The organism is Acidovorax sp. FW305-C-20-28 (assembly GCF_058783375.1).
In genome coordinates, this window is record NZ_JBYSYM010000009.1 from 26,368 (window position 1) to 46,340 (window position 19,973).

19 protein-coding genes are annotated in these 19,973 nt (G+C 68.8%); 5 read left to right on the plus strand and 14 right to left on the minus strand.

Annotated features, from left to right (window positions below; translation table 11 throughout):
• Positions 1 to 15: 15 nt before the first annotated feature.
• The 3 genes from AC3WOH_RS12380 to acnA are packed head-to-tail and all read right to left on the minus strand — an operon-like array spanning position 16 to position 4,368.
• Complete coding sequence (locus AC3WOH_RS12380; protein ID WP_492229637.1) at positions 16 to 756, minus strand: ABC transporter substrate-binding protein; 741 nt, start codon at positions 754 to 756, stop codon at positions 16 to 18.
• The gene (locus AC3WOH_RS12385) at positions 753 to 1,685 is read right to left on the minus strand and encodes a GntR family transcriptional regulator (RefSeq protein WP_492229638.1); all 933 of its coding nucleotides are present in this window, start codon (positions 1,683 to 1,685) and stop codon (positions 753 to 755) included. The genes AC3WOH_RS12380 and AC3WOH_RS12385 overlap by 4 nt, the downstream gene beginning before the upstream one ends.
• A gap of 34 nt (positions 1,686 to 1,719) precedes the next feature.
• On the minus strand, positions 1,720 to 4,368 hold the full coding sequence (acnA, locus tag AC3WOH_RS12390; protein WP_492229639.1) for an aconitate hydratase AcnA: 2,649 nt from the start codon (positions 4,366 to 4,368) through the stop codon (positions 1,720 to 1,722).
• A gap of 109 nt (positions 4,369 to 4,477) precedes the next feature.
• Between acnA and AC3WOH_RS12395 the strand changes: the two genes are divergently transcribed.
• A complete protein-coding gene (locus AC3WOH_RS12395) occupies positions 4,478 to 5,476 on the plus strand; it encodes a Bug family tripartite tricarboxylate transporter substrate binding protein (protein ID WP_492229640.1) in 999 nt (332 codons plus the stop codon).
• 15 nt (positions 5,477 to 5,491) lie between these two features.
• Here AC3WOH_RS12395 and putA read toward each other — a convergent pair whose 3' ends face one another.
• Positions 5,492 to 9,235 (minus strand): trifunctional transcriptional regulator/proline dehydrogenase/L-glutamate gamma-semialdehyde dehydrogenase, encoded by a 3,744-nt coding sequence (gene putA, locus AC3WOH_RS12400; RefSeq protein ID WP_492229641.1) that lies wholly within the window; start codon positions 9,233 to 9,235, stop codon positions 5,492 to 5,494.
• Positions 9,236 to 9,365: 130 nt separating this feature from the next.
• Here putA and AC3WOH_RS12405 point away from each other — a divergent pair, with 130 nt between their 5' ends.
• The 3 genes from AC3WOH_RS12405 to rlmD all read left to right on the plus strand — a co-directional run bounded on the left by AC3WOH_RS12405 (position 9,366) and on the right by rlmD (position 11,759).
• Positions 9,366 to 9,839, plus strand: a complete 474-nt coding sequence (locus AC3WOH_RS12405) for an Lrp/AsnC ligand binding domain-containing protein (RefSeq protein ID WP_492229642.1) — start codon at positions 9,366 to 9,368, stop codon at positions 9,837 to 9,839.
• Between the two features lie 83 nt (positions 9,840 to 9,922).
• Positions 9,923 to 10,225: a hypothetical protein gene (locus tag AC3WOH_RS12410; protein ID WP_184861069.1), complete on the plus strand. Its 303-nt coding sequence runs from the start codon at positions 9,923 to 9,925 to the stop codon at positions 10,223 to 10,225.
• Positions 10,226 to 10,295: 70 nt separating this feature from the next.
• Complete coding sequence (gene rlmD / locus AC3WOH_RS12415; RefSeq protein ID WP_492229643.1) at positions 10,296 to 11,759, plus strand: 23S rRNA (uracil(1939)-C(5))-methyltransferase RlmD; 1,464 nt, start codon at positions 10,296 to 10,298, stop codon at positions 11,757 to 11,759.
• 58 nt (positions 11,760 to 11,817) lie between these two features.
• Here the strand turns inward: rlmD and AC3WOH_RS12420 are convergent, their stop codons facing one another.
• Positions 11,818 to 12,180 (minus strand): hypothetical protein, encoded by a 363-nt coding sequence (locus AC3WOH_RS12420; RefSeq protein WP_492229644.1) that lies wholly within the window; start codon positions 12,178 to 12,180, stop codon positions 11,818 to 11,820.
• Between the two features lie 105 nt (positions 12,181 to 12,285).
• Positions 12,286 to 12,981 carry a Bax inhibitor-1/YccA family protein gene (locus tag AC3WOH_RS12425; protein WP_492229645.1) on the minus strand — a complete coding sequence of 232 codons (696 nt, stop codon included), beginning with the start codon at positions 12,979 to 12,981 and terminating at the stop codon, positions 12,286 to 12,288.
• Between the two features lie 257 nt (positions 12,982 to 13,238).
• Here AC3WOH_RS12425 and AC3WOH_RS12430 point away from each other — a divergent pair, with 257 nt between their 5' ends.
• Positions 13,239 to 13,646 carry a GlcG/HbpS family heme-binding protein gene (locus tag AC3WOH_RS12430; protein ID WP_184861054.1) on the plus strand — a complete coding sequence of 136 codons (408 nt, stop codon included), beginning with the start codon at positions 13,239 to 13,241 and terminating at the stop codon, positions 13,644 to 13,646.
• A gap of 80 nt (positions 13,647 to 13,726) precedes the next feature.
• Here the strand turns inward: AC3WOH_RS12430 and AC3WOH_RS12435 are convergent, their stop codons facing one another.
• The 8 genes from AC3WOH_RS12435 to AC3WOH_RS12470 form a co-directional block, all read right to left on the minus strand.
• Positions 13,727 to 14,926: a fatty acid desaturase family protein gene (locus tag AC3WOH_RS12435; RefSeq protein ID WP_492229646.1), complete on the minus strand. Its 1,200-nt coding sequence runs from the start codon at positions 14,924 to 14,926 to the stop codon at positions 13,727 to 13,729.
• A 394-nt stretch (positions 14,927 to 15,320) separates the two neighbouring features.
• A complete protein-coding gene (hemP, locus tag AC3WOH_RS12440; RefSeq protein ID WP_184861050.1) occupies positions 15,321 to 15,530 on the minus strand; it encodes a hemin uptake protein HemP in 210 nt (69 codons plus the stop codon).
• 225 nt (positions 15,531 to 15,755) lie between these two features.
• Positions 15,756 to 16,163 carry an ExbD/TolR family protein gene (locus AC3WOH_RS12445; RefSeq protein WP_184861048.1) on the minus strand — a complete coding sequence of 136 codons (408 nt, stop codon included), beginning with the start codon at positions 16,161 to 16,163 and terminating at the stop codon, positions 15,756 to 15,758.
• 3 nt (positions 16,164 to 16,166) lie between these two features.
• The gene (locus AC3WOH_RS12450; RefSeq protein WP_492229647.1) at positions 16,167 to 16,886 is read right to left on the minus strand and encodes a MotA/TolQ/ExbB proton channel family protein; all 720 of its coding nucleotides are present in this window, start codon (positions 16,884 to 16,886) and stop codon (positions 16,167 to 16,169) included.
• Between the two features lie 15 nt (positions 16,887 to 16,901).
• Entirely contained in the window at positions 16,902 to 17,597 is a 696-nt protein-coding gene (locus tag AC3WOH_RS12455; RefSeq protein ID WP_492229648.1) for an energy transducer TonB, read from the minus strand.
• 101 nt (positions 17,598 to 17,698) lie between these two features.
• The gene (locus AC3WOH_RS12460; RefSeq protein ID WP_492229778.1) at positions 17,699 to 17,971 is read right to left on the minus strand and encodes a (2Fe-2S)-binding protein; all 273 of its coding nucleotides are present in this window, start codon (positions 17,969 to 17,971) and stop codon (positions 17,699 to 17,701) included.
• 121 nt (positions 17,972 to 18,092) lie between these two features.
• The gene (locus AC3WOH_RS12465; RefSeq protein WP_492229649.1) at positions 18,093 to 19,226 is read right to left on the minus strand and encodes an alpha-hydroxy acid oxidase; all 1,134 of its coding nucleotides are present in this window, start codon (positions 19,224 to 19,226) and stop codon (positions 18,093 to 18,095) included.
• Positions 19,227 to 19,250: 24 nt separating this feature from the next.
• Positions 19,251 to 19,937 carry a Fe2+-dependent dioxygenase gene (locus AC3WOH_RS12470; protein ID WP_492229650.1) on the minus strand — a complete coding sequence of 229 codons (687 nt, stop codon included), beginning with the start codon at positions 19,935 to 19,937 and terminating at the stop codon, positions 19,251 to 19,253.
• Between the last annotated feature and the right edge of the window lie 36 nt (positions 19,938 to 19,973).

The window sequence follows — 19,973 nt, forward strand, 5'->3', positions numbered from 1 at the left end:
GGCGCCAAGGGCCGCCTACGCGGCCGGGGCGACGCTGGCGCCTTCGATCCCGTGCCGCGCCAGGGCCTGGGCGACGAAGCCGCCGGTCTTCATGGCCTCGACGAAATCGCGCAGGTACTGCACGGCGGCGCCATCGCGTCCCTTGGGCAACCCCATGGCCTGCTGGATCACCATGAACCGGCCGGGCAGCAGGCGCAACCCGCCGATGCGCTGTGCATCGGCCTGCAGCTGCTGTTTGACGCCGGCCGCCACGGCCAGGCGCTGGGCGATGAAGGTGTCGACCACGGCGGGGGAGGTCGGGGCGCGCACGATCTGCGCGTTCTTCAGCTCCCGCGTGAGGTACAGGTCGTAGGCGCTGCCCTGGCCCACGGCCACCGTATGGCCGGCCTGGTCCACCTCTTCGTTGCTCTGCAGGGGCGAATCACCACGCACCAGGTAGGCCCCTTCGATCAGCACATACGGGGCGGTGAAGGCGATGCCGGCGCCGCGCACCGGGTCCACGGCGAAGAAGCCCACATCGGCCCGCTCCTCGGTAACCACGTCCACGGACTTGCCCGCCGCGTCGACCACGACCAGCTCGATGCCCGTTCCCAATTGCCGCGCCAGTTCGCGTGCGAGATCGACCGACACGCCTGCGGCCTGGCCATCGCTGTCGCGGCGCGCGAGGATGGGGTTGCCCAGGTTGATGGAGGCGCGCAGCACGCCGGTGGGCGCGAAGGCGCGGACGATGCCGGAAGAGGCTGCAGCAGGGTTCATGGTGTTTGGGAAGGGGGTTGAGCAGGGGCGGGGCGGGCCTGCAGGAGGTCGCTGATCTGCGCCAGGTTGCGCAGGGTGCTGGACAGGTGTTCGCGCATGGCATCGGACGCTTCCTGGTTGCGCTCGTGCTCCAGCAGCTGCAGGATGTGCAGGTGCTGCTCGCAGTGCTGCTGGTAGCGGCTGCGGTCCTGCATCGAGCGGTACGAGAGCAGGCGGCGCACGCGGTTGACGCGGCGGATGGTGTCGATGAAGAAGGCATTGCCCGAGGCTTCCACCAGCGACTCGTGGAAGCGCACCCCCCGGTCGTGCAACTGGTCGGCTGTGTCGGTGGCGATGCCGCCCTGCAGCAGGTGCATCTCGGCGGCGCGGCAGCGCGCTAGCACCTGGGGGTCGAGCCGGTAGCCCGGCTCCAGCAGCGCGGCGGGCTCCAGCGCCAGGCGCAACCGGTAGGACTGCAGCAGGCTGTCGGGTGTGGTCAGCATGGAGGTGAACTCCCACCCATAGCCGGGCTTGCGCTCGGCCCAGCCCTCCTGGGCGATGCGGCCCAGCACGGCGGTGAACTGCCCCAGCGTGAGCTGGTAGCGCGCGCGCAGGGCCGTCTCGGTGATGCTGTCCGGCAACTGGCCGCGCAGCCGGTCCTCGGCGATGCGGAAATAGGCCGTGCCCACGGCATCGGTCTCGGACACGCCGATCTCCTCCAGCGTCTCGCTCGACAGGTCTGCGGGCAGGGCCGAGAGAAAGTAACCGCGGTTGCGCTCGCGCGACAGCACGCCTTTCTCGGCCAGCAGCTGCAGCGCATCATTGATGGGCGAGCGCGACACGCGCAGGCGATCGGCCAGGCCCTGGGCCTTGAGGTGCGTGCCCAGCGCCCACTGTTCGGATTGGGCCAGCGCGATGATCTGGGCCGCGATGGTGGATTCGGTCTTCATGGGGACCGATTTTCCACGCCCGGCGGCCTTGGGCCTATGCCGTGACCGGTGCGTTCGCATGGGCGGCCACGGTCTGGCGCAGGATCAGCGGGATCACGCCGCCGTTCCTGAGCAGTTCCACCTCGAGCTGGGTTTCCACCCCGGCGGTGGTCACCAGGGATTCGCGCGTGCCGTTGGCCCGCAGAATCTCCACGCGCACCGGGCAGCGCGGGCGAAGATCCTCTGCCCGAGCATCCACCACGATGCGGTCGCCCGGCTGCAGGTCCAGCCTGTCGGGGCCGACGCCTGGCGCAAAGCGCAGCGGCAGAATGCCCATGCCCACCAGGTTGGAGCGGTGGATGCGCTCGAAGCCCATGGCCAGCACGGCGCGGATGCCCAGCAGGCGCTGGCCCTTGGCGGCCCAGTCGCGCGAGGAGCCCGTGCCGTAGCGCTCACCCGCCACCAGCACCACCGCATGGCCTTCCTCGCGGTAGCGGGCTGCGGCCTCCCAGATCGGTAGCACCTGTCCGCTGGGGGCGTGCAGGGTATGGGCCACGGGCGCGCCGGGCGCGAGCCGGTTCACCAGCGTCTTGCTGTGGAAGGCCGCGCGCAGCATCACCTCCCAGTTGCCGCGCCGCGAGGCGAAGACGTTCAGGTCGTCGCGGTCGTCGCCACGCGCCACCAGGAAGTCGGCCACCAGGCTGTCGGGCGGAATCGCGCTGGCGGGCGAGATGTGGTCGGTGGTGATGTCGTCGCCGACCACCAGCAGCGGGTAGGCCGTGTAGCGGCCCAGCTGGCTGCCTTCGTCCAGTGCGGCGAACGGCGGGCGCCGCAGCGCGGTGGACGCCGGGTCCCAGGGAAAGCGCGGCGTGGCCGGCGCGTCCAGCCGGTGCCACAGCGGTGACTGGCTGGCGAGGCGGAAGTCGCGCGCAAAGTCGGGCGCCTGCACCGCATGCGCGGTGAGTTCGGCGATCTCTTCGTGGCGGGGCCAGAGGTCGCGCAGGAACACCGGGCGCCCGTCGGCCAGCGTCTGAATGGGTTCCTCGCGCAGGTTGCGCTCGGCATCGCCCGCCAGGGCGAAGGCGATGACCAGCGCCGGCGACATGAGAAAGCCCAGGTCCAGGTCGGGGTGCACGCGCCCGGGGAAGTTGCGGTTGCCCGAGATGGCCGCCACCGGGCGTATGCGGCCCTGGGCCAGCTCGCTGCGGATGGTGGCGGGCAGGGGCCCGGGGTTGCCGATGCAGGTGGTGCAGCCGTAGCCCACGATGTCGAAGCCCACGGCCGACAGGTCTTCCAGCAGGCCCGCGCGTTCGAGGTACGAGGCCGCGGCCGGCGAGCCGGGGCCGAGCGAGGTCTTGACCCAGTGGGGCACCTGCATGCCCAGCGCGCGCGCCTTGCGCGCCACCAGGCCGGCGGCGACCAGCAGGGCCGGGTCCGAGGTGTTGGTGCAGCTGGTGATGGCCGCGATGGCAATCGCATGGCGCGGCAGCCCGGCACCGGGCCCAGCATCCGCGCGGGGGGTGAAGCCGATGGCGCGCAGCACGCGCGCCGCATCGCCATGATCGAGCAGGTCCTGGGGCCGCTGGGGGCCGGCGATGTGCATGCCCACCGTGGCCAGGTCCACCGCGATGCTGCGTGTGAAACTGGGCTCGGCCTCGGGGTCGAACCACAGCCCCGCGAAGCGCAGGTAGGCCTCGGCCCGCCGCACGTGTGCCGCGCTGCGGCCCGTGCTGAGCAGGTAGTCGGTGGTCTGGCCGTCCACCGGGAAGAAGCCGGTCGTGGCGCCGTACTCGGGCGCCATGTTGGCCACCACGCTGCGCTGGCCGGCGGTCAAGGTGGACACGCCGGGGCCGTAGAACTCCACGAATTCTCCCGAGACACCGATCGCGCGCAGGCGCTGCGTCACGGCCAGTGCGAGGTCGGTGGCCTGCACGCCAGGCGCGAGGGTTCCTGTCAGCTTCACGCCGATGACGTCGGGGATGCGCAGCATGGTCGGCATGCCGAACATCACCGTCTGCGCCTCCAGCCCGCCCACGCCCCAGCCCAGCACGCCGATGCCGTTGACCATGGGGGTGTGGCTGTCGGTGCCGATCATCATGTCGGGCACGGCCCAGCGCAGGCCGTCGCGCACTTCGGTGGTGACCACGGTCGCCAGCTGCTCCAGGTTGATGGTGTGCATGATGCCCGTGCCCGGCGGGTGGATGCGCACGCCGTCGAGCACCGCGGCCGCCCAGCGCAGGAAGCGGTAGCGCTCGCCGTTCCGGCGGATTTCGTGCTCCAGGTTGCGCGCCAGGGCATCGCGGCGGGCGTGGATCTCCACGGCCAGCGAGTGGTCCACCGAGACATCGACCGGCAAGCCTGGGTTCAGCACCGCCGGGTCGACGCCGGCCTCGGCGAGCGCATCGCGCATGCCGGCAATGTCCACCAGGGCCGGGGTGCTGGTCGTGTCGTGCATGAGCACGCGGCCCGGCTGGAAGGCGATTTCCGCCGTGCTGCTGCCCGTGTCCAGCCAGGCCAGCAGGGCGTTGACGGCGGCCTCTCGCTCCGCCCCCCGCATGTTGCGCACGGCGTTCTCCAGCAGCAGGCGCAGCACCACAGGCAAGCGCATGAGGCGTGGGCCGAACAGCGCAGGCAGATCCACGGCGCGCAGCACCTCGCCATCGACTTCGAAGGGCCTCGAAAGGCAGGTATCGGTGTTTTCCATAGGTTCTATTTTTGCACATTACAACCGTAAAATGCAATTAAGCGCGAACCCGAAGTGCACTTTGGGGTCCGCCGGACCGCACACCTCACCTATGGATGGAGAACAGAACATGCACCTCATGCACCCCCGATGGACCCGAAGGACGGCGATTGCCGCCGCGCTGATGGCTTGTACGGCACCAGGCCTGGCCCTTGCGCAGCAAGGGGCTGCGCCCTACCCGGCCAAGGCCATCACGATCATCGTGCCCTTCGCCGCAGGCGGAAACACGGACGTCAAGACGCGCCTGGTGGCGCAGCAACTCTCGGCCATCCTGGGCCAGCCGGTGATCGTGGACAACAAGCCGGGCGCCAGCGGCAACATCGGCACGGAAATGGTGGCCCGCGCCGCGCCGGACGGCTACACCATCGGCATGGGCAGCTTCGGGCCCCTGGCCGTGAACCCCTGGATCTACCCCAAGCTGAACTTCGCGCCCGACAGCCTGGTGCCCATCATCCTGCTGGAGAAGAGCCCGCTGGTCTTGTCGACTCCCGCCAGCAAGCCGTACAAGACCGTGGCCGACATCGTCGCGGCAGCCAAGAAATCCCCCAATGCGCTGAACATTGCCAACGCGGGGCCCGGGGGCGCGCACCATCTTTCCGCGGAGCTGTTCGAAAGCACCGCAGGCATCGAGATGACGGGCATTCCGTTCAAGGGCGGCGGCCCCGCCGCCACGGCGCTGCTGGCCGGCCAGGTGGACCTGATGTTCGAGCAGACGGGGGCAGCGCTGCAGTCCATCAAGGCCGGCAAGATCCGGCCCATCGCCGTGACCTCGGCCAGGCGCCTGTCGACCCTGCCAGACACGCCCACCTTCGCGGAGCTCGGCTACCCGCAGGTGACCGTGTCCAACTGGATGGGCTACGTGGCGCCCAAGGGCACGCCGCCGGCCATCGTGGCCCGGCTGCACGAAGCCTTTGCCAAGGCGATCGAGCGGCCCGAGGTCAAGGACGTCATCCAGTCGCAGAACAACGAGTTCGGCGGCGGCACGCGCGAGGACTTCGCCCGCTTCATCGCCAGCGAGAGCGAGCGCTGGGCCCGGCTCATCAAGGAGCGCAACATCTCCATCGAATGAGCCGGTGCCGCGGGGTCAGCCGATGGTCATCAGGCTGGCATTGCCGCCGGCCGCCGCCGTGTTCACGCTCAGCGCGCGCTCGATCACCAGGCGCTCCAGTGGCACATCGGTGCTGCCCGGGTGCACCGCGGTGACGGCGACGATGGGGCCGGCGCGGCGCGCCAGCTGTTCGCAGGTGCTGCGCAGCGCCTCGCTGCTGCCGTGGTGCAGCACGGCAGCCAGTTCGACGCCGCCATCCGTGAGCGCATTGGCGGTGGTCGCGATGCGCGCCTGCACCTCGGCGGGCAGGGTGGTGCGCAGGGCAGTGTGGGCGTCGCTCCACACGGCCTTGCCGCCGCTGGCCAGCACGGCGGCCAGTTGGGTCAGCAGGTCGTCTTCGGTGCTGGCGATGCACAGCACCGTGGCGCGCGGCTGCAGGCTGTAGACATTGCGCTCGCCCGTTGGGCCGGGCAGGGTGCGGGCGGTGCCGCTCTGGCTTTCGCTGGCAAAGCGGCGGCAGGTGGTGGCCAGCGCGGCCTTGTTCTCCATCTGCGCCCAGCGCTCCAGCGCCCGCAGCGGTGCCAGCAGTCCCTCGCGCGCGGCCATGTCGGGCGGGGCGGCGCGGTCGGCCGTCGCAAAGGTCTGGGCCAGTGCGTTGGCCGGGCGCTCGGCCAGCAGGCGCAGCAGGTACAGCGGGCCGCCGGCCTTGGGGCCCGTGCCTGACAGGCCTTCGCCGCCGAAGGGCTGCACGCCCACCACGGCACCCACCATGTTGCGGTTGACGTAGACGTTGCCGGCATGCGCGCGGTCCACCACGCGGGCGATGGTCTCGTCGATGCGGGTGTGCACGCCCTGGGTCAGGCCGTAGCCGGTGGCGTTGATCTGGTCGAGCAACTGGTCCAGGTCCTTGCGCGCATAGCGCACCAGGTGCAGCACCGGGCCGAAGACCTCGCGCTGCAGTTCCCCGATGTGCTTGAGCTCGATCAGCGTGGGCGGCACGAAGGTGCCCTCTGCAACCTGGGCGGCTTCGCTGCGGCAGTGCTGGAACACGCGGTGGCCGCGCTGCTTGAGGGCCTCGATGTGCTTTGTGATGCCGGCCTGGGCCTCGGCGTCGATCACCGGGCCCACGTCCACCGCGAGGGCGCCGGGGTTGCCCATGCGCAGCTCGCCCATGGCACCCTGGAGCATCTCGACCACGCGGTCGGCGGCATCCGCCTGCACGCACAGCACGCGCAGTGCCGAGCAGCGCTGGCCCGCGCTGTCGAAGGCCGAAGACACGGCGTCGGTGACCACCTGCTCCACCAGGGCCGAGGAGTCCACGATCATGGCGTTCTGCCCCCCGGTCTCGGCAATCAGCGGGATGGGGCGGCCGGCCGCGTCGAGCCGGCCGGCGATGGTCTTTTGCAGGATGCGCGCGACTTCGGTGGAACCGGTGAACATGACGCCCATGACGCGCGCATCGCCGATCAGGCGTGCGCCCACGGTCTCGCCCTGGCCGGGCAGCAGCTGCACCGCGCCGCGTGGCACACCCGCGCGCCAGAGCAGGCGCACGGCTTCGGCGGCGACCAGCGGCGTCTGCTCGGCCGGCTTGGCCAGCACCGGGTTGCCTGCGGCCAGGGCCGCTGCCACCTGGCCCATGAAGATGGCCAGCGGAAAGTTCCAGGGGCTGATGCAGGCCACGGGGCCCAGCGGGATGTGCGTGGCGTTGTCGAAGGTGGTCTCGACCTGGGCTGCGTAGTAGCGCAGAAAGTCCACGGCCTCGCGCACCTCGGCGATGGCGTTGCTGGCGCTCTTGCCGGCTTCCCGCATCAACAGGCCCATCAGGGGTTGCATGCGGTCTTCGAGCAGGTCGGCCGTGCGCTGCAAGGTGGCGGCACGCTCGGCGGGGGCGATGGCGGCCCAGGCGGGGGCCGCCTGCTGCGCGTTCTGCAGGGCCAGGTCCACGTCCTCGGCCGTGGCTTCCTGCACCTGGCCGACCACATCGCGCAGGTCGGCGGGGTTGCGCACCGGGGCCGTGGGGCCTGTGGGGGCATCGGCGGCCAGCAGGGGGCCGGCCTTCCACTCGTGCAGCGCACTGGCCTGCAGCGTGGCGCTCAGCTGGGCCAGCACGGCGTCGCTCGCAATGTCCAGGCCCTGCGAATTGGCACGGCCGCTGCCGTACAGACCCTCTGGCAGCGCAATGCGCGGGTGCGGCAGGCCGGCCCGGCCTTCGCGGGCGGCGGCCTCGTCCACCACCTGCACGGGGCTGCGCACCAGTTCGGCCAGGGGGATGGTCTCGTCGGCGATGCGGTTCACGAAGGAGGTGTTGGCGCCGTTTTCCAGCAGGCGGCGCACCAGGTAGGCCAGCAGCGTCTCGTGCGTGCCCACGGGGGCGTAGATGCGGCAGGGCCGGCCCAGCTTGCCGGCGGTGACAGCGCCCACCACCTGCTCGTACAGCGGCTCGCCCATGCCGTGCAGGCACTGGAACTCGTACTGGCCCGCGTAGTAGTTGCTGCCCGCCAACTGGTAGATGGTGGCCAGGGTCTCGGCGTTGTGCGTGGCGAATTGCGGGTACACGGCCTCGGGGGCGGCCAGCAGCTTGCGTGCACAGGCCACATAGGAGATGTCGGTGTGCACCTTGCGCGTGTAGACCGGGTAGCCTGCGAGGCCATCGATCTGGGCGCGCTTGATCTCGCTGTCCCAGTAGGCGCCCTTGACCAGGCGCACCATGAGGCGGCGGCGCGTGCGCCGGGCCAGGTCGATCACGAAGTCGATCACGTACGGGCAGCGCTTCTGGTAGGCCTGGATCACGAAGCCGATGCCGTTCCAGCCGGCCAGGCTTTCGGCATGGCACAGGCGCTCCAGCAGGTCGAGCGAGATCTCCAGCCGGTCGGCCTCCTCGGCGTCGATGTTGATGCCGATGTCGTAGCTCTTGGCCAGCTCGGTCAGGCGCAGCACCAGGGGGTAGAGCTCGTCCATCACGCGGCCGAACTGCGCGCGGCTGTAGCGCGGGTGCAGGGCCGACAGCTTGATCGAGATGCCCGGCCCCTCGTAGATGCCGCGCCCGGCCGATGCCTTGCCGATGGCGTGGATGGCCTGCTCGTAGGAGGCGTAGTAGCGCTCGGCGTCGGCCGTGGTCAGGGCCGCCTCGCCCAGCATGTCGTAGGAGTAGCGAAAGCCCTCGGCCTCCATGCGCCGGGCGTTGGAAAGCGCCTCGGCAATGGTCTCGCCGGTCACGAACTGCTCGCCCATCATGCGCATGGCCATGTCCACGCCCTTGCGGATCAGCGGCTCGCCGCCCCGGCCGATGAGCCGGCCCAGCGACGCGCCCAGGCTGCCCTCGCTGTGCGTGGCCACCAGCTTGCCGGTGATGAGCAGGCCCCAGGTGGCGGCGTTGACGAAGAGCGAGGGGCTCTTGCCCAGGTGCGGCTCCCACTGGCCGTTGCTGATCTTGTCGCGGATCAGCGCATCGCGCGTGGCCTTGTCGGGAATGCGCAGCAGCGCCTCGGCCAGGCACATCAGGGCCACGCCCTCCTGCGAGGAGAGCGAGAACTCCTGCAGCAGGCCCTGCACCAGGCCCGCACGCCCGGTGCCCGCCTTGCGCTCGCGCAGCGCGCCGGCAATGCGCAGCGCCAGCTGCTGCGCGGCGGCGGCCACGTCCTGCGGCACGCGGGCCTGCTCCAGCAGCGGCGCCAGGGCCTCGGACTCGGGCCGGCGGCAGGCCGCGGTGATGGCGGCGCGCAGCGGGCTGGCCAGCGGGGTGCGCGGGGCGAAGTCGGTAAAGGCGGTGGTGGGGGTCATGGCAGCGGGATCTCTCTGGTAAGGATTCGGGTCCGGCAGTTGCCGGGCCCACTGCAATGGATCATCTCTGGACTTTTGGCGAATAAATGTTCGAAAATTGCCAGATTCAACGAACTATTCACTGGCACTAATGGGCAACGAAGCCGATCTGGACCGTATCGACCGCAGAATTCTGTCAATCCTGCAGGAAGACGGGCGCATTGCCAACCTCAAGCTGGCCGAAGCCGTGGCCCTGTCGCCCACGGCCGTGCTGGCGCGCGTGCAGCGGCTCACGCGCGACGGCTTCATCCTGGGCTACGAGGCGCGGCTGAACCCGCTCAAGCTCGGGGCGGGCATGCTGGTCTTCGTGGAAGTGCTGCTGGACCGCACCACGCCCAATGTGTTCGACCAGTTCAAGGCCGCCGTGCAGGTGCACCCGGAGATCATGGAGTGCCATATGGTGGCGGGGGGATTCGACTACCTGCTCAAGACCCGCTCGGCCGACATGAATGCCTACCGCGTGTTCGCCGGCGACGTGCTGTGGCAGCTGCCGGGTGTGCGCGAGACGCGCACCTATGCGGTGATGGAAGAGGTCAAGCACACCAACCACCTGGTGTTGCGGTAGGCACGCGCGCAACGCTTGCATTGGCGAGCGGCCCCCCAGCCGCCATAATGGGCGCAATACCGAAAGTTGCAGGAGGAGTTCCCATGTCCGCATTCAAATACGCTGCAGCCGCCCTGGTGGCCGCCTGCTTTGGCCAGTCTGCCTCTGCCGCCTGCTACGTGGTCTACAGCCCGGCCAAGGAAATCATCTACCGCTCGCCCGAGCCACCGGTGGACATGTCCTACCAGATCCACGAGGTCCTGCCCCGCGTGGCGCCCGGCAGCACCCTGGTGTTCACGCTGGACAACCATGGCTGCGACCTGCGCATCAACGAGCTGCCCCGTTTCGCTCCTGCCAGCATGACCGGCCCCGGCGGCCGCCGCGCACCGCGTGCTGACCGCGGCTGATTGCGCTGGCCTCCCCCTGCCGCCTGCAAGGGGCGGCGGGCAGGTTCGCGGCCTCTGAGACAATCGGGGGATGAGCGAACCCAAAGAATTGTCCCCCTCGTATGAACCCGCCCAACAGGAAGCGGGAGAACTGCCGGAAGGCTGGCTGTCCGTGCAGTCCCTGGACCTCGAAGCCCAGGGTGTGGCCCGCAAACCCGATGGCAAGGTGGTCTTCATCGATGGCGCGCTGCCCTTCGAATACGTCAGCGCCAACACCCACCGCAAGAAGAATAACTGGGAGCAGGCCAGCCTGACGGCGATCCACCGCGAATCGTCGCAGCGGGTGCGCCCGGGCTGCCAGCATTTCGGCCTGCATGCCGGTGCCTGCGGCGGCTGCAAGATGCAGCACCTGCACGTGGGCGGCCAGGTGGCCGTCAAGCAGCGCGTGCTGGAGGACAACCTCTGGCACCTGGGCAAGGTCAGGCCCCAGACGGTGCTGCGCCCCATCGAAGGGCCGGCCTGGGGCTACCGCTACCGCGCACGCCTGTCGGTGCGCCATGTGATCAAGAAGGGCACGGTGCTGGTCGGCTTCCACGAGCGCAAGAGCCGCTACGTGGCCGACATGCAGACCTGCCCGGTACTGCCGCCCCACGTGGATGCCATGCTGATGCCCATGCGGGCGCTGATCGCCTCCATGGACGCACGCGACACCTGCCCGCAGATCGAGCTGGCCTGCGGCGACAGCGTGACCGCGCTGGTGCTGCGCCACCTGGAGCCGCTGAGCGCCGCCGACATGGGCCGCCTGCGCGCCTTCGCGGCCGAGCACCAGGTGCAGTGGTGGCTGCAGCCCAAGGGCCCGGACACCGTGAAGCTGATGGAAGAGGGCGGCGAGCAACTGTCCTATGGCCTGCCGGACTTCGGCATCACCATGCCCTTCAAGCCCACCGACTTCACGCAGGTGAACCCGCACATCAACCGGGTGCTGGTCACGCGTGCGCTGCGCCTCTTGGATGTGCAGAAGACCGAGCGCGTGATCGACTGGTTCTGCGGCCTGGGCAACTTCACGCTGCCCCTGGCCACGCAGGGCCGCGAGGTGCTGGGCATCGAGGGCAGCGAGACCCTGGTGGCGCGCTCGCGCGAGAACTACCGGCTCAACCAGCGCCTGGTGGCCGAGGGCGGCAAGGCGCTGGCGCCCACCGATTTCGTGGCGCGCAACCTGTTTGACATGACGCCCGAGATGCTGGTCGCCGACGGCTCGGCCGAGAAGTGGCTGGTGGACCCGCCGCGCGAAGGCGCCTTTGCGCTGGCCAAGGCGCTGGCGGACATCGAGCAGGCACGCATCGGGGCCGAAGGCGCAGCGCCGCTGCCGGCCGGCGCCGAGCATTGGACGCCGCCCAAGCGCATCGTCTACGTGAGCTGCAACCCCGCCACGCTGGCGCGCGATGCGGGCCTGTTGGTGCACCTGGGCGGCTACCGCTGCACGGCGGCGGGCATGGTCAACATGTTCCCGCACACGGCGCACGTGGAGAGCATGGCGGTGTTCGAACGGGACTGAGGCCCGGGTTCATTGCAGCAAAAAGAAGGGGGCCTCGGGCCCCCTTCTTTTTGCGGTTTCAGTGCTCGGCGGGGGCGGACGCCCGCGGCGCCGCGCGCTTGGGCGGCGGCTCAGCCGGCCTGGCCACCACCGCGGGCGTGCCCTCGATCTTGTTGTCGCGCATGTACTGGTCCATCTCCTTCCAGCCGTCGAACACCGCGGCCTTGGGGGCCTTGGGGTTGAGGGTGTAGCAGTCTTCCACGCCGCGCAGCGCGTGGCGGCAGGCGCCGCCGATGGCCCGGGCCTCGGTGTCCTTCTGCTGGGCCTCGTTCAGCCCCAGGCTGGCAGTGATCTTGTCGCACCCGGCCAGTGCCAGCAGGACTGCAGAGGCGGCCAGGAGGCGCACGAGGGGCTGAGGGGCAAGGAAGGAGGTAGGGTGCATGTACTTCCATTATCGGCAGCAGCCCGCCCAGGTTGAGGGGTGACCACTGCGCGAGGTCAACAAAAAGGCTCCCGAAGGAGCCTTTGTGCAGGGAGCGGGGCGATGTCAGTCGCGCTCGCCGCCCATGATGCCCAAGAGGGCCAGCAGGCTCTGGAACACGTTGAAGATGTCCAGGTACAGGGCCAGGGTGGCGCTGATGTAGTTGGTTTCACCGCCGTCCAGGATCTGCTTGAGGTCGTACAGCATGTAGGCGCTGAAGATGCCGATGGCCGCCATGGAGATGGCCATCATGCCGGCCGTGGAGCCCACGAAGACGTTGATGATGGCGCCAGCCATGAGCACCAGGGCGCCCACCATGAGCCACTTGCCCATGCCCGAGAGGTCGCGCTTGATCACGCTCGCCAGGCTGGCCATCACGAAGAACACGCCTGCCGTGCCGGCGAAGGCCGTCATCACCAGTTCGGTGCCGTTCTTGAAGCCCAGCACCATGCCGATCAGGCGCGAGAGCATCAGGCCCATGAAGAAGGTGAAGGCCAGCAGCACGGGCACACCGGCGGCCGAGTGCTTGGTCTTTTCGATCGCGTACATGAAGGCGAACGCGCCGCCCAGGAACACGATCAGACCCACGCCGCCGCGCAGCGACTGCGTGATGCCCGTGGCGACGCCGATCCAGGCGCCCAGCACGGTGGGAATCATGCTCAGAGCGAGCAGCCAATAGGTATTGCGCAGCACCTTGTGGCGCTCTTCCTGCGAAATGCCATAGCCCGCCGACGGGTTCAGGGTGGTGACTTGGTCATTCATCTGTGTCTCTCCTTGTGCCTGCACGGTACAGGCCTGGACAAATTCTAGGTGGAGGCGTTCTCGCCAATGGCAATACCCGCACCGGCCAACGGGCTTGCGGTGGGAGGAGCAGGGGGCGGGGAGGGGGATTGCGCTGTCCCTGGTCACTATTCTTTCGCCCCAGGCAGGCTTGGTGGCACCCGCGGGAGCCGCTATGCTTGCCGGTTTCCATCCCTTGGGGGGCGCGTTCGCACCCCCTCCAACCTCGCACCGCATCCATGAAGACCAAGCACGAACTCGAACTGGCCGACGTCAAGGCCATTGCAGCTGCCGCCGAAGCCGAAGCCCTGAAGAACAATTGGGCCGTGACCATCGCCATCGTGGACGATGGCGGCCACCTGCTGTGGCTGCAGCGCCTGGATGGCGCCGCTGCCGTGTCCTCGCACATCGCCCCCTCCAAGGCCCGCACGGCCGCCCTGGGCCGCCGCGACAGCAAGGTCTATGAAGACATCGTGAACGGCGGGCGCACCGCGTTCCTGAGCGCCCCCACCATCGACGGCCTGCTCGAAGGCGGCGTGGCCATCCTCAAGGACGGCCAGTGCCTGGGCGCCGTGGGCGTGAGCGGCGTGAAGTCGACCGAAGACGCGCAGATCGCGCGCGCCGGCATCGCTGCCATCGGCCTGTAAGCCCTGGCATGCCCCGCGGCATGCAGCACCCATGAAAAAAACCGGCCTTGGCCGGTTTTTTCGTTGGGAGACACCAGGTATCAGGCGGTGGCGTCCGCCATGGGGTGGGGCAGGGCGTTGCCGTTGGGCGCGAGAGAAGGGCTGGGCATGGGGGCCTGGACGGGCACCGCAGGCCGGCGCACGGGGTTGCGCAGGGCGACCAGGCCCTTGCGCTCCAGGTCGATGCGCGGGGCGCTGGGCTGGCCCTTGAAGTCCAGCCACTGGTGGTTCTCGTAGTCGTAGAGCTTGCAGGTGCGCATGGTCCTGAGCAGGGTGCGCACGGACGCCTTCTCGATCACCAGCTTGTGGCCCACCAACTCGTTCATGCGCTTTTGCGCGGCCAGCAGGTGGTACGAGGGGATGCCGGCATGGGCATGGTGGGCGGCATGGTTGTAGACGTTGTTGACCACCTTGGAGAACCAGTCGGGAAGCACCCAGACCACGGAGCAGACCTCGGGGCTGTGGCGGTTGCTGCGCAGGTCGTCGCTCTTGAACCAGGGAATGTCGGGGTGGGTGTGCATGATGTACAGCGAGGTGCTGCTCAGGAACATCAGCGTGAACAGTGGCAGCACCCAGCCCAGCAGCACGGCCTGCAGGGCGTTGATGGGCGCAAAGGCGGGTGCGCACAGCAGGAAGGCCACGTAGCTGCCGTGGTAGGCCAGCAGCAGGGCCGAGTACTTGCGCGACTCGGGCACTTGGTCCTTGGGCGTGCGCACATTGGGGTAGATGCGGGTCGGGAACCAGTGGATCGCGAAGTACAGCCACAGGCCGATGCCCAGGGGCGCGCGGTAGATGTGCTCCAGCACCTTCTTGTGCCAGGGCAGCGCGTCGTAGCCGGCCTTGGAGTAGGGCGTGTAGTAGTCGAAGTGGTCGCCGTTGGTGTAGGGGTGGTGCACCTTGTTGTGGTCGTGCGACCACATGCGGTAGTTGTGCGTGGCGGGCACGCCGGCCACGAGGGCCAGCACCCAGTTCAGGCGCTTGGAGCGGGCCAGGGTGCCATGGGCGGCGTCGTGCGCCAGGGTGTAGAACGAGGACAGGCGAAAGCCCGCCATCAGCGCGGCCACGACCTTGAGCCACATCGGCTCGGCCAGCAGCACGGTGGCGATGAAGGCCCAGTACAGCACATGGTCGCGCAGCACCAGGGTCACGCCCTTCTTGTCGCTGGGGTTGGCGAAAGCCGACAGTTCCTGCAGCAGCTGGGCTTTGGAAATCTCGGGCCGGGCGGTGGAAGGCTGGGTCATGGGTGGTGCACAGGGTGGGCAGATGGCCTCTTTGCGTGGCACTTCCGGCATGTGGCAGGCGCTTGGATGGCGCCTGGCGGGTGGTGCCTGCAAAGGGGAGAAACGTCAAGAAGTGTTTCACACCGGACCCGCCTTCCCGGGGTCGAACAGCGGGGTGAAACCCGGCCATTTCGGGCGTTTGCCTGGAATGCCGCGCACCAAAGAAAAACGGCCCCAGAGGGGCCGTTTGGGGCAAGCGGCCCGGTGAGGGGCTTGCCTGAGGGAAGCAGGTACCGTGGAAAAAAAGGCCTGGCTACGCGGGTCAATCAAGCCCGTTGGCTGGCAAAAACGACCCTTGCGGACTGTGTGCCCGGGAGTCGCCCCACGATGAAACCTGGAAAAGAAGGGCTCTTGCTTACTTGGTGAGGATCAGCTTGCCGAGCTTGGTGGCCTGCAGCCGGTACACCGACCCGTTGTGGCTGATGGCCACGGCCTTCTGGCCTTGCAGCAGGTCATTGCTGTCCACGGCGACCGTTGCGTCCACGCCGGGGGTGCCTTGCTGCGGCTGCAGGGAGTCTGCAGAGGCGGGGCGCAGGAGCGTGGCGGCAGTCAGGGTGGCTTGCATGGGAGGATTCCTGGTGCGTTGAATTCTGTACGGTTCGCTAATGATAGTGATTCGCAATTACTGGTCAAGCAATTTCTGCAGGGACCGGTGAGAATCTTTGCTGCGGCTGGCCGGGCAGGCGCCGAGGGCCGCATGCACACCGCAGGCACCATGCAAAACAGGCCCGAAGGCCTGTCGCTGCGTGGGGGGCGCGGCCGGTACCTTGCGGCGCCGCAGGCGCGCTGCCTACTGCGGATCGGTCACGAAGCCGATCTTGCGCACACCGGCGCGCTGGGCGCTGGCCATGGCCTGGGCCACGCGCTCGTAGCGCACTTCCTTGTCGCCGCGGATGTGCAGGTCCGGCTGGGGCTGCTTGGCAGCCTCGGCCTGCAGGCGCGGGAAGAGCTCCTCGTCCGTCACCTGCGACTCGTTCCAGTAGTACTTGCCGTCGGCCGACACCGACAGGCGCACGGTTTCGGGCTTCACGTCCTCGGGCTGGTTGGTCGCGCGGGGCAGGTCCACGTTCACCGAGTGCTTCATGACGGGCACGGTGATAATGAAGATGATGAGCAGCACCAGCATGACGTCCACCAGCGGCGTCATGTTGATCTCGTTCATCACGTCATCGGCTTCGTCTTGGGTTCCGAAGGCCATGGCTTAGCTGCCTTTCTTGATGGGCAGCACCTTGCCCTGTTCGCCGCCAGCGGACACGCGGGCACCGGTCACGAAGTAGGCGTGCAGGTCGTGGGCAAAGCTGTTGAGGCCGCCCAGGATGGACTTGTTGCCGCGCACCAGGGCGTTGTAGCCAAGCACGGCCGGGATGGCCACGGCCAGGCCCAGGGCGGTCATGATCAGGGCTTCGCCGATGGGGCCGGCCACCTTGTCGATGGTGGACTGGCCCGAGGTGCCGATGGCGACCAGCGCATGGTAGATGCCCCACACGGTGCCGAACAGGCCGATGAAGGGGGCGGTGGAGCCGACCGATGCCAGGATGGCCAGGCCCGATTGCAGGCGCGCCGTGAATTCGTCGATGCAGTTGCGCAGGCAGCGCGTGACCCAGTCGCTCACGTCCAGGCTGTCGTGCAGGTGGGCCTTGGTGTTGCGGTGGTGGGCCGTGGCTTCACGGCCTTCCAGTGCCAGGTGGCGGAAGGGGTTGGTGTTGTCCTGGCCCAGCTTGGACAGGCCGGCCGCGAAGTCCTCGCTGTGCCAGAAGTCCTGGGCGGCGCGGCTGTGCTTCTTGAACTTCACGATGTCCAGCGCCTTGATGATGATGACGATCCACGAGGCCAGGGACATGGCCAGCAGGATGACGGCCACTGCGCGGGTGACAAAGTCGCCCTGGATCCATACGTTGGCGATGCCGAATTGCGATTCCATGAGAACTCCTGATGATTATTCGAGAACAAAATTGACGGGTACCAGGTTCCACATGGTCTCTGGCACGCCATTGCGCTTGCCGGGCACGAAGCGCCAGCGCATGACGGCTTCCTGGGCCTGGCGGTCCAGGCGTTCGAAGCCGCTGGACTTGTTGATCTCCACCTTCTGCGGCGAACCGTCGGTGCCGATGAGCACCCGCAGGATGACCTTGCCCTGCTCGCCCATGCGCTTGCTGATGGCGGGGTAGCTGGGCTTGGGGTTGTTCAGGTAGGCGGCGTCGCTCGAGGGCAGCTCGATCTTGGGCGGGGCCGGGGGCGCGGGTGGTGCCGGTGGCGGCGCTTCCACGGCCACGGGCGCGGCGATGGGCGGGGCCGGAGGCTGCGGCGTGGTCACGCCGGTGGGGGCATTGGGGGCGGGTGTCGGGTCGGGAATGGCCACCGGCATGGGGGCCGGCTTGGGGGCCTTGACCTGCTGCGGTGCGGGTTTGGGCGGGGGCGGTGCGGGCTTGGGTGGTGGTGGCTCCACCTTGGGCGCGGGCGGCGCGATGAACTCGCTGAGCAGCTCCGCCGGCACGATGACTTCCGCCGCACGGCGCAGCAGGCCCGATTGCAGCGCCCAGATGCCCGCCACATGCAGCAGCACGACGGAACCTACGATCACGGTATTGCGACTGACGCCCGCGGGAGGGGCAAAACGATCAGGGTGAGACATAAGTGTGATGGCGGCTGCCGCCGCTTGCGCGGCAAACGGCATAGGCCTGTGAGACCTTGATTATTTGCGGAAGATCCACCAGGCCGAGCCTGCGACGAGGATCAGGCTGCCGGCGAGTGTAGAGAGGAGTTCCATGCCTTGCTTTCCGTGATGGAGCTGGCAAGCTGGATCGTCTGGGGCGCTGCCTCGTTGTGCAAGGCGGCGATGGGACCCGAGGCGCTGCACTGGGCCACCACGTCGCGGGCGCAGCTTTCGCAGCATCCGCATTGGGTTGCAACGCCCAGTTCGAACTGGATTTCATCAAAGCTCATGCCTGCACGGGCGTGGCGGGCGATTTCGCGGTCAGAAATCCGGCGGCAAACACAGACGATCATGGCGGCAGGCAGTGGTGGCTGGCTGGTAGAAGATGGCTGATTATAAATGCGAATTTTTCGCATTTGCAACAAATCATTCCTGGCGAGAGGGGAAAACCCGATTGCCGGTCTGGCGCACCTGCTAGTGATCGGCGTCCAGCAAGGCCGGCGAGGCATCCGCCAGCGTGGCGCAGCCGGTGAGCGCCATGGCGATTTCCAGCTCGTCGCGCAGCAGGCGCAGCACATGGGCGACGCCTGCGGCGCCGGCATTGGCCAGGGCCCAGACCACAGGGCGGCCGACCAGCACGGCCGAGGCCCCGAGCGCCATGGCCTTGAGCACGTCGGTGCCGCGGCGAATGCCGCCGTCCACCAGCACCGGCAGGCGGCCTTCCACGGCCTGCACGATGCGCGGCAGGGCCATGGCCGTGGCGGGGGCGGTGTCCAGCGTGCGGCCGCCGTGGTTGGACACCACCAGGCCCGCGACCTGCAGGCCGGCCGCCTGCCGGGCGTCGGCCGGGTGCAGTACGCCCTTGAGCAGCACCGGCAGGCGGGTGATGGATTGCAGCCAGGCCACGTCGTCCCAGGTGGGGGCCTGGTGCAGCAGGGCGTCGAACAGGGCGCTCTGGCCGGGTTGCAGGGCCACACGCGGGGCGGGCGGGAGCTGCGCCAGGTTCACGGCCGTGATGCCGGGGGGCAGGTGAAAGCCCGCACGGCGCTCCCGGTCGCGCGCTCCGCTCGAGGGCGCATCGACGGTCAGCACCAGGGCCTCGTAGCCTGCGGCTTCGGCGCGCTCCACCAGGGCGCGGGTGAAGCCCCGGTCGTGCTGCAGGTAGAGCTGGAACCACAGGGGGCCGCGCCCGGCGTCGTTCAGTATGGCCTGGGCAATGGTTTCCAGGGGCAGCGTGGCCTGGGTGCTCAGCACCAGCCCGGCGCCCAGCGCGGCGGCTGCGTAGGCCGTGGCCAGCTCACCGTCGCCGTGGGCCATGCGCTGGAAGGCCACGGGCGCCAGCAGCACGGGGTGGGCCAGCGTGCGGCCCAGCAACTGCACCCGAGTGTGGCCGCCGGCCAGGGGGCGCAGCACGCGCGGCCACAGCGGCAGGGCGTCCCAGGCGCTGCGGTTGGCGCGCAGCGTGATCTCGTCAGCCGCACCGCCGGAAAAGTAGGCCCAGGCGTTGTCGTCGAGCTGGCTGCGCGCATGGCGCTCGTGGTCGTCGAGGGTGACGATGTGCGCCGGGATTGGCTGCAGCGCAGGGGTGTCGGGGGAGGGGGGCGGCATGGGCAAGGTGCCTGCAGGATGCGGCTACACGTCGGCCCACATGCGCAGCAGGTTGTGGTACGAACCGGTCAGGCCCACGATGGCGCCCGAGGTCTCGCCCACGCTGCCGCGCAACTGCGTCAGGTGCTGGTCCATGTCGAACAGCAGGCGGCGCTGCTCGTCGCTGCGCACCATGCTCTGCACCCAGAAGAAACCAGCCAGGCGCTGGCCGCGCGTGACCGGCTCCACGCGGTGCACGCTGGTGCCGGGGTAGACCACCATGTCGCCCGCAGCGTATTTCACGCGCTGGGGACCATGGGTGTCTTCGATGACGAGCTCACCCCCGACATAGTCTTCGGGGGCACTCAAAAAGACGGTGCACGAAATGTCCGTGCGCACGCGGCCCTTGCCGTCGGGCAGGAAGCGCACTGCACTGTCCACATGGTTGCCAAAGGCATTGGTGGCCCCGCCATAGCGGTTGAACATGGGGGGCGAAATGGTCTTGGGCAGGGCGGCCGAGAAGAACAGCGGGCTGCGCTCCAGCCCGCGCAGCAGGATCTGGCGCAGGGCCTGCGCCGCCTCGCACTGCTCGGGCAATTGCTCGTTGTTCTTGGCCTGCGCCGCCTGCGGCCCGGCCGAGACGCGCCCGTCGTGCCATGGCGCATCCCGAAGCAGCTCCTGCGCGCCGCGCAGTTCGTCGGCGCTCAGGAGGTTCGGGATGTGCTGCAGCATGGTGGGTGTCGGTGGCTCGGGATGGACCGATGGTAG

What these genes read in the sequence shown, in the direction of transcription:
- AC3WOH_RS12380 (WP_492229637.1), bottom strand. Translation starts at nt 756, where the DNA reads ATGAACCCTGCTGCAGCCTCTTCCGGCATCGTCCGCGCCTTCGCGCCC.
- AC3WOH_RS12385 (WP_492229638.1), bottom strand. Translation starts at nt 1,685, where the DNA reads ATGAAGACCGAATCCACCATCGCGGCCCAGATCATCGCGCTGGCCCAA.
- acnA (WP_492229639.1), bottom strand. Translation starts at nt 4,368, where the DNA reads ATGGAAAACACCGATACCTGCCTTTCGAGGCCCTTCGAAGTCGATGGC.
- AC3WOH_RS12395 (WP_492229640.1), top strand. Translation starts at nt 4,478, where the DNA reads ATGCACCTCATGCACCCCCGATGGACCCGAAGGACGGCGATTGCCGCC.
- putA (WP_492229641.1), bottom strand. Translation starts at nt 9,235, where the DNA reads ATGACCCCCACCACCGCCTTTACCGACTTCGCCCCGCGCACCCCGCTG.
- AC3WOH_RS12405 (WP_492229642.1), top strand. Translation starts at nt 9,366, where the DNA reads ATGGGCAACGAAGCCGATCTGGACCGTATCGACCGCAGAATTCTGTCA.
- AC3WOH_RS12410 (WP_184861069.1), top strand. Translation starts at nt 9,923, where the DNA reads ATGTCCGCATTCAAATACGCTGCAGCCGCCCTGGTGGCCGCCTGCTTT.
- rlmD (WP_492229643.1), top strand. Translation starts at nt 10,296, where the DNA reads ATGAGCGAACCCAAAGAATTGTCCCCCTCGTATGAACCCGCCCAACAG.
- AC3WOH_RS12420 (WP_492229644.1), bottom strand. Translation starts at nt 12,180, where the DNA reads ATGCACCCTACCTCCTTCCTTGCCCCTCAGCCCCTCGTGCGCCTCCTG.
- AC3WOH_RS12425 (WP_492229645.1), bottom strand. Translation starts at nt 12,981, where the DNA reads ATGAATGACCAAGTCACCACCCTGAACCCGTCGGCGGGCTATGGCATT.
- AC3WOH_RS12430 (WP_184861054.1), top strand. Translation starts at nt 13,239, where the DNA reads ATGAAGACCAAGCACGAACTCGAACTGGCCGACGTCAAGGCCATTGCA.
- AC3WOH_RS12435 (WP_492229646.1), bottom strand. Translation starts at nt 14,926, where the DNA reads ATGACCCAGCCTTCCACCGCCCGGCCCGAGATTTCCAAAGCCCAGCTG.
- hemP (WP_184861050.1), bottom strand. Translation starts at nt 15,530, where the DNA reads ATGCAAGCCACCCTGACTGCCGCCACGCTCCTGCGCCCCGCCTCTGCA.
- AC3WOH_RS12445 (WP_184861048.1), bottom strand. Translation starts at nt 16,163, where the DNA reads ATGGCCTTCGGAACCCAAGACGAAGCCGATGACGTGATGAACGAGATC.
- AC3WOH_RS12450 (WP_492229647.1), bottom strand. Translation starts at nt 16,886, where the DNA reads ATGGAATCGCAATTCGGCATCGCCAACGTATGGATCCAGGGCGACTTT.
- AC3WOH_RS12455 (WP_492229648.1), bottom strand. Translation starts at nt 17,597, where the DNA reads ATGTCTCACCCTGATCGTTTTGCCCCTCCCGCGGGCGTCAGTCGCAAT.
- AC3WOH_RS12460 (WP_492229778.1), bottom strand. Translation starts at nt 17,971, where the DNA reads ATGATCGTCTGTGTTTGCCGCCGGATTTCTGACCGCGAAATCGCCCGC.
- AC3WOH_RS12465 (WP_492229649.1), bottom strand. Translation starts at nt 19,226, where the DNA reads ATGCCGCCCCCCTCCCCCGACACCCCTGCGCTGCAGCCAATCCCGGCG.
- AC3WOH_RS12470 (WP_492229650.1), bottom strand. Translation starts at nt 19,937, where the DNA reads ATGCTGCAGCACATCCCGAACCTCCTGAGCGCCGACGAACTGCGCGGC.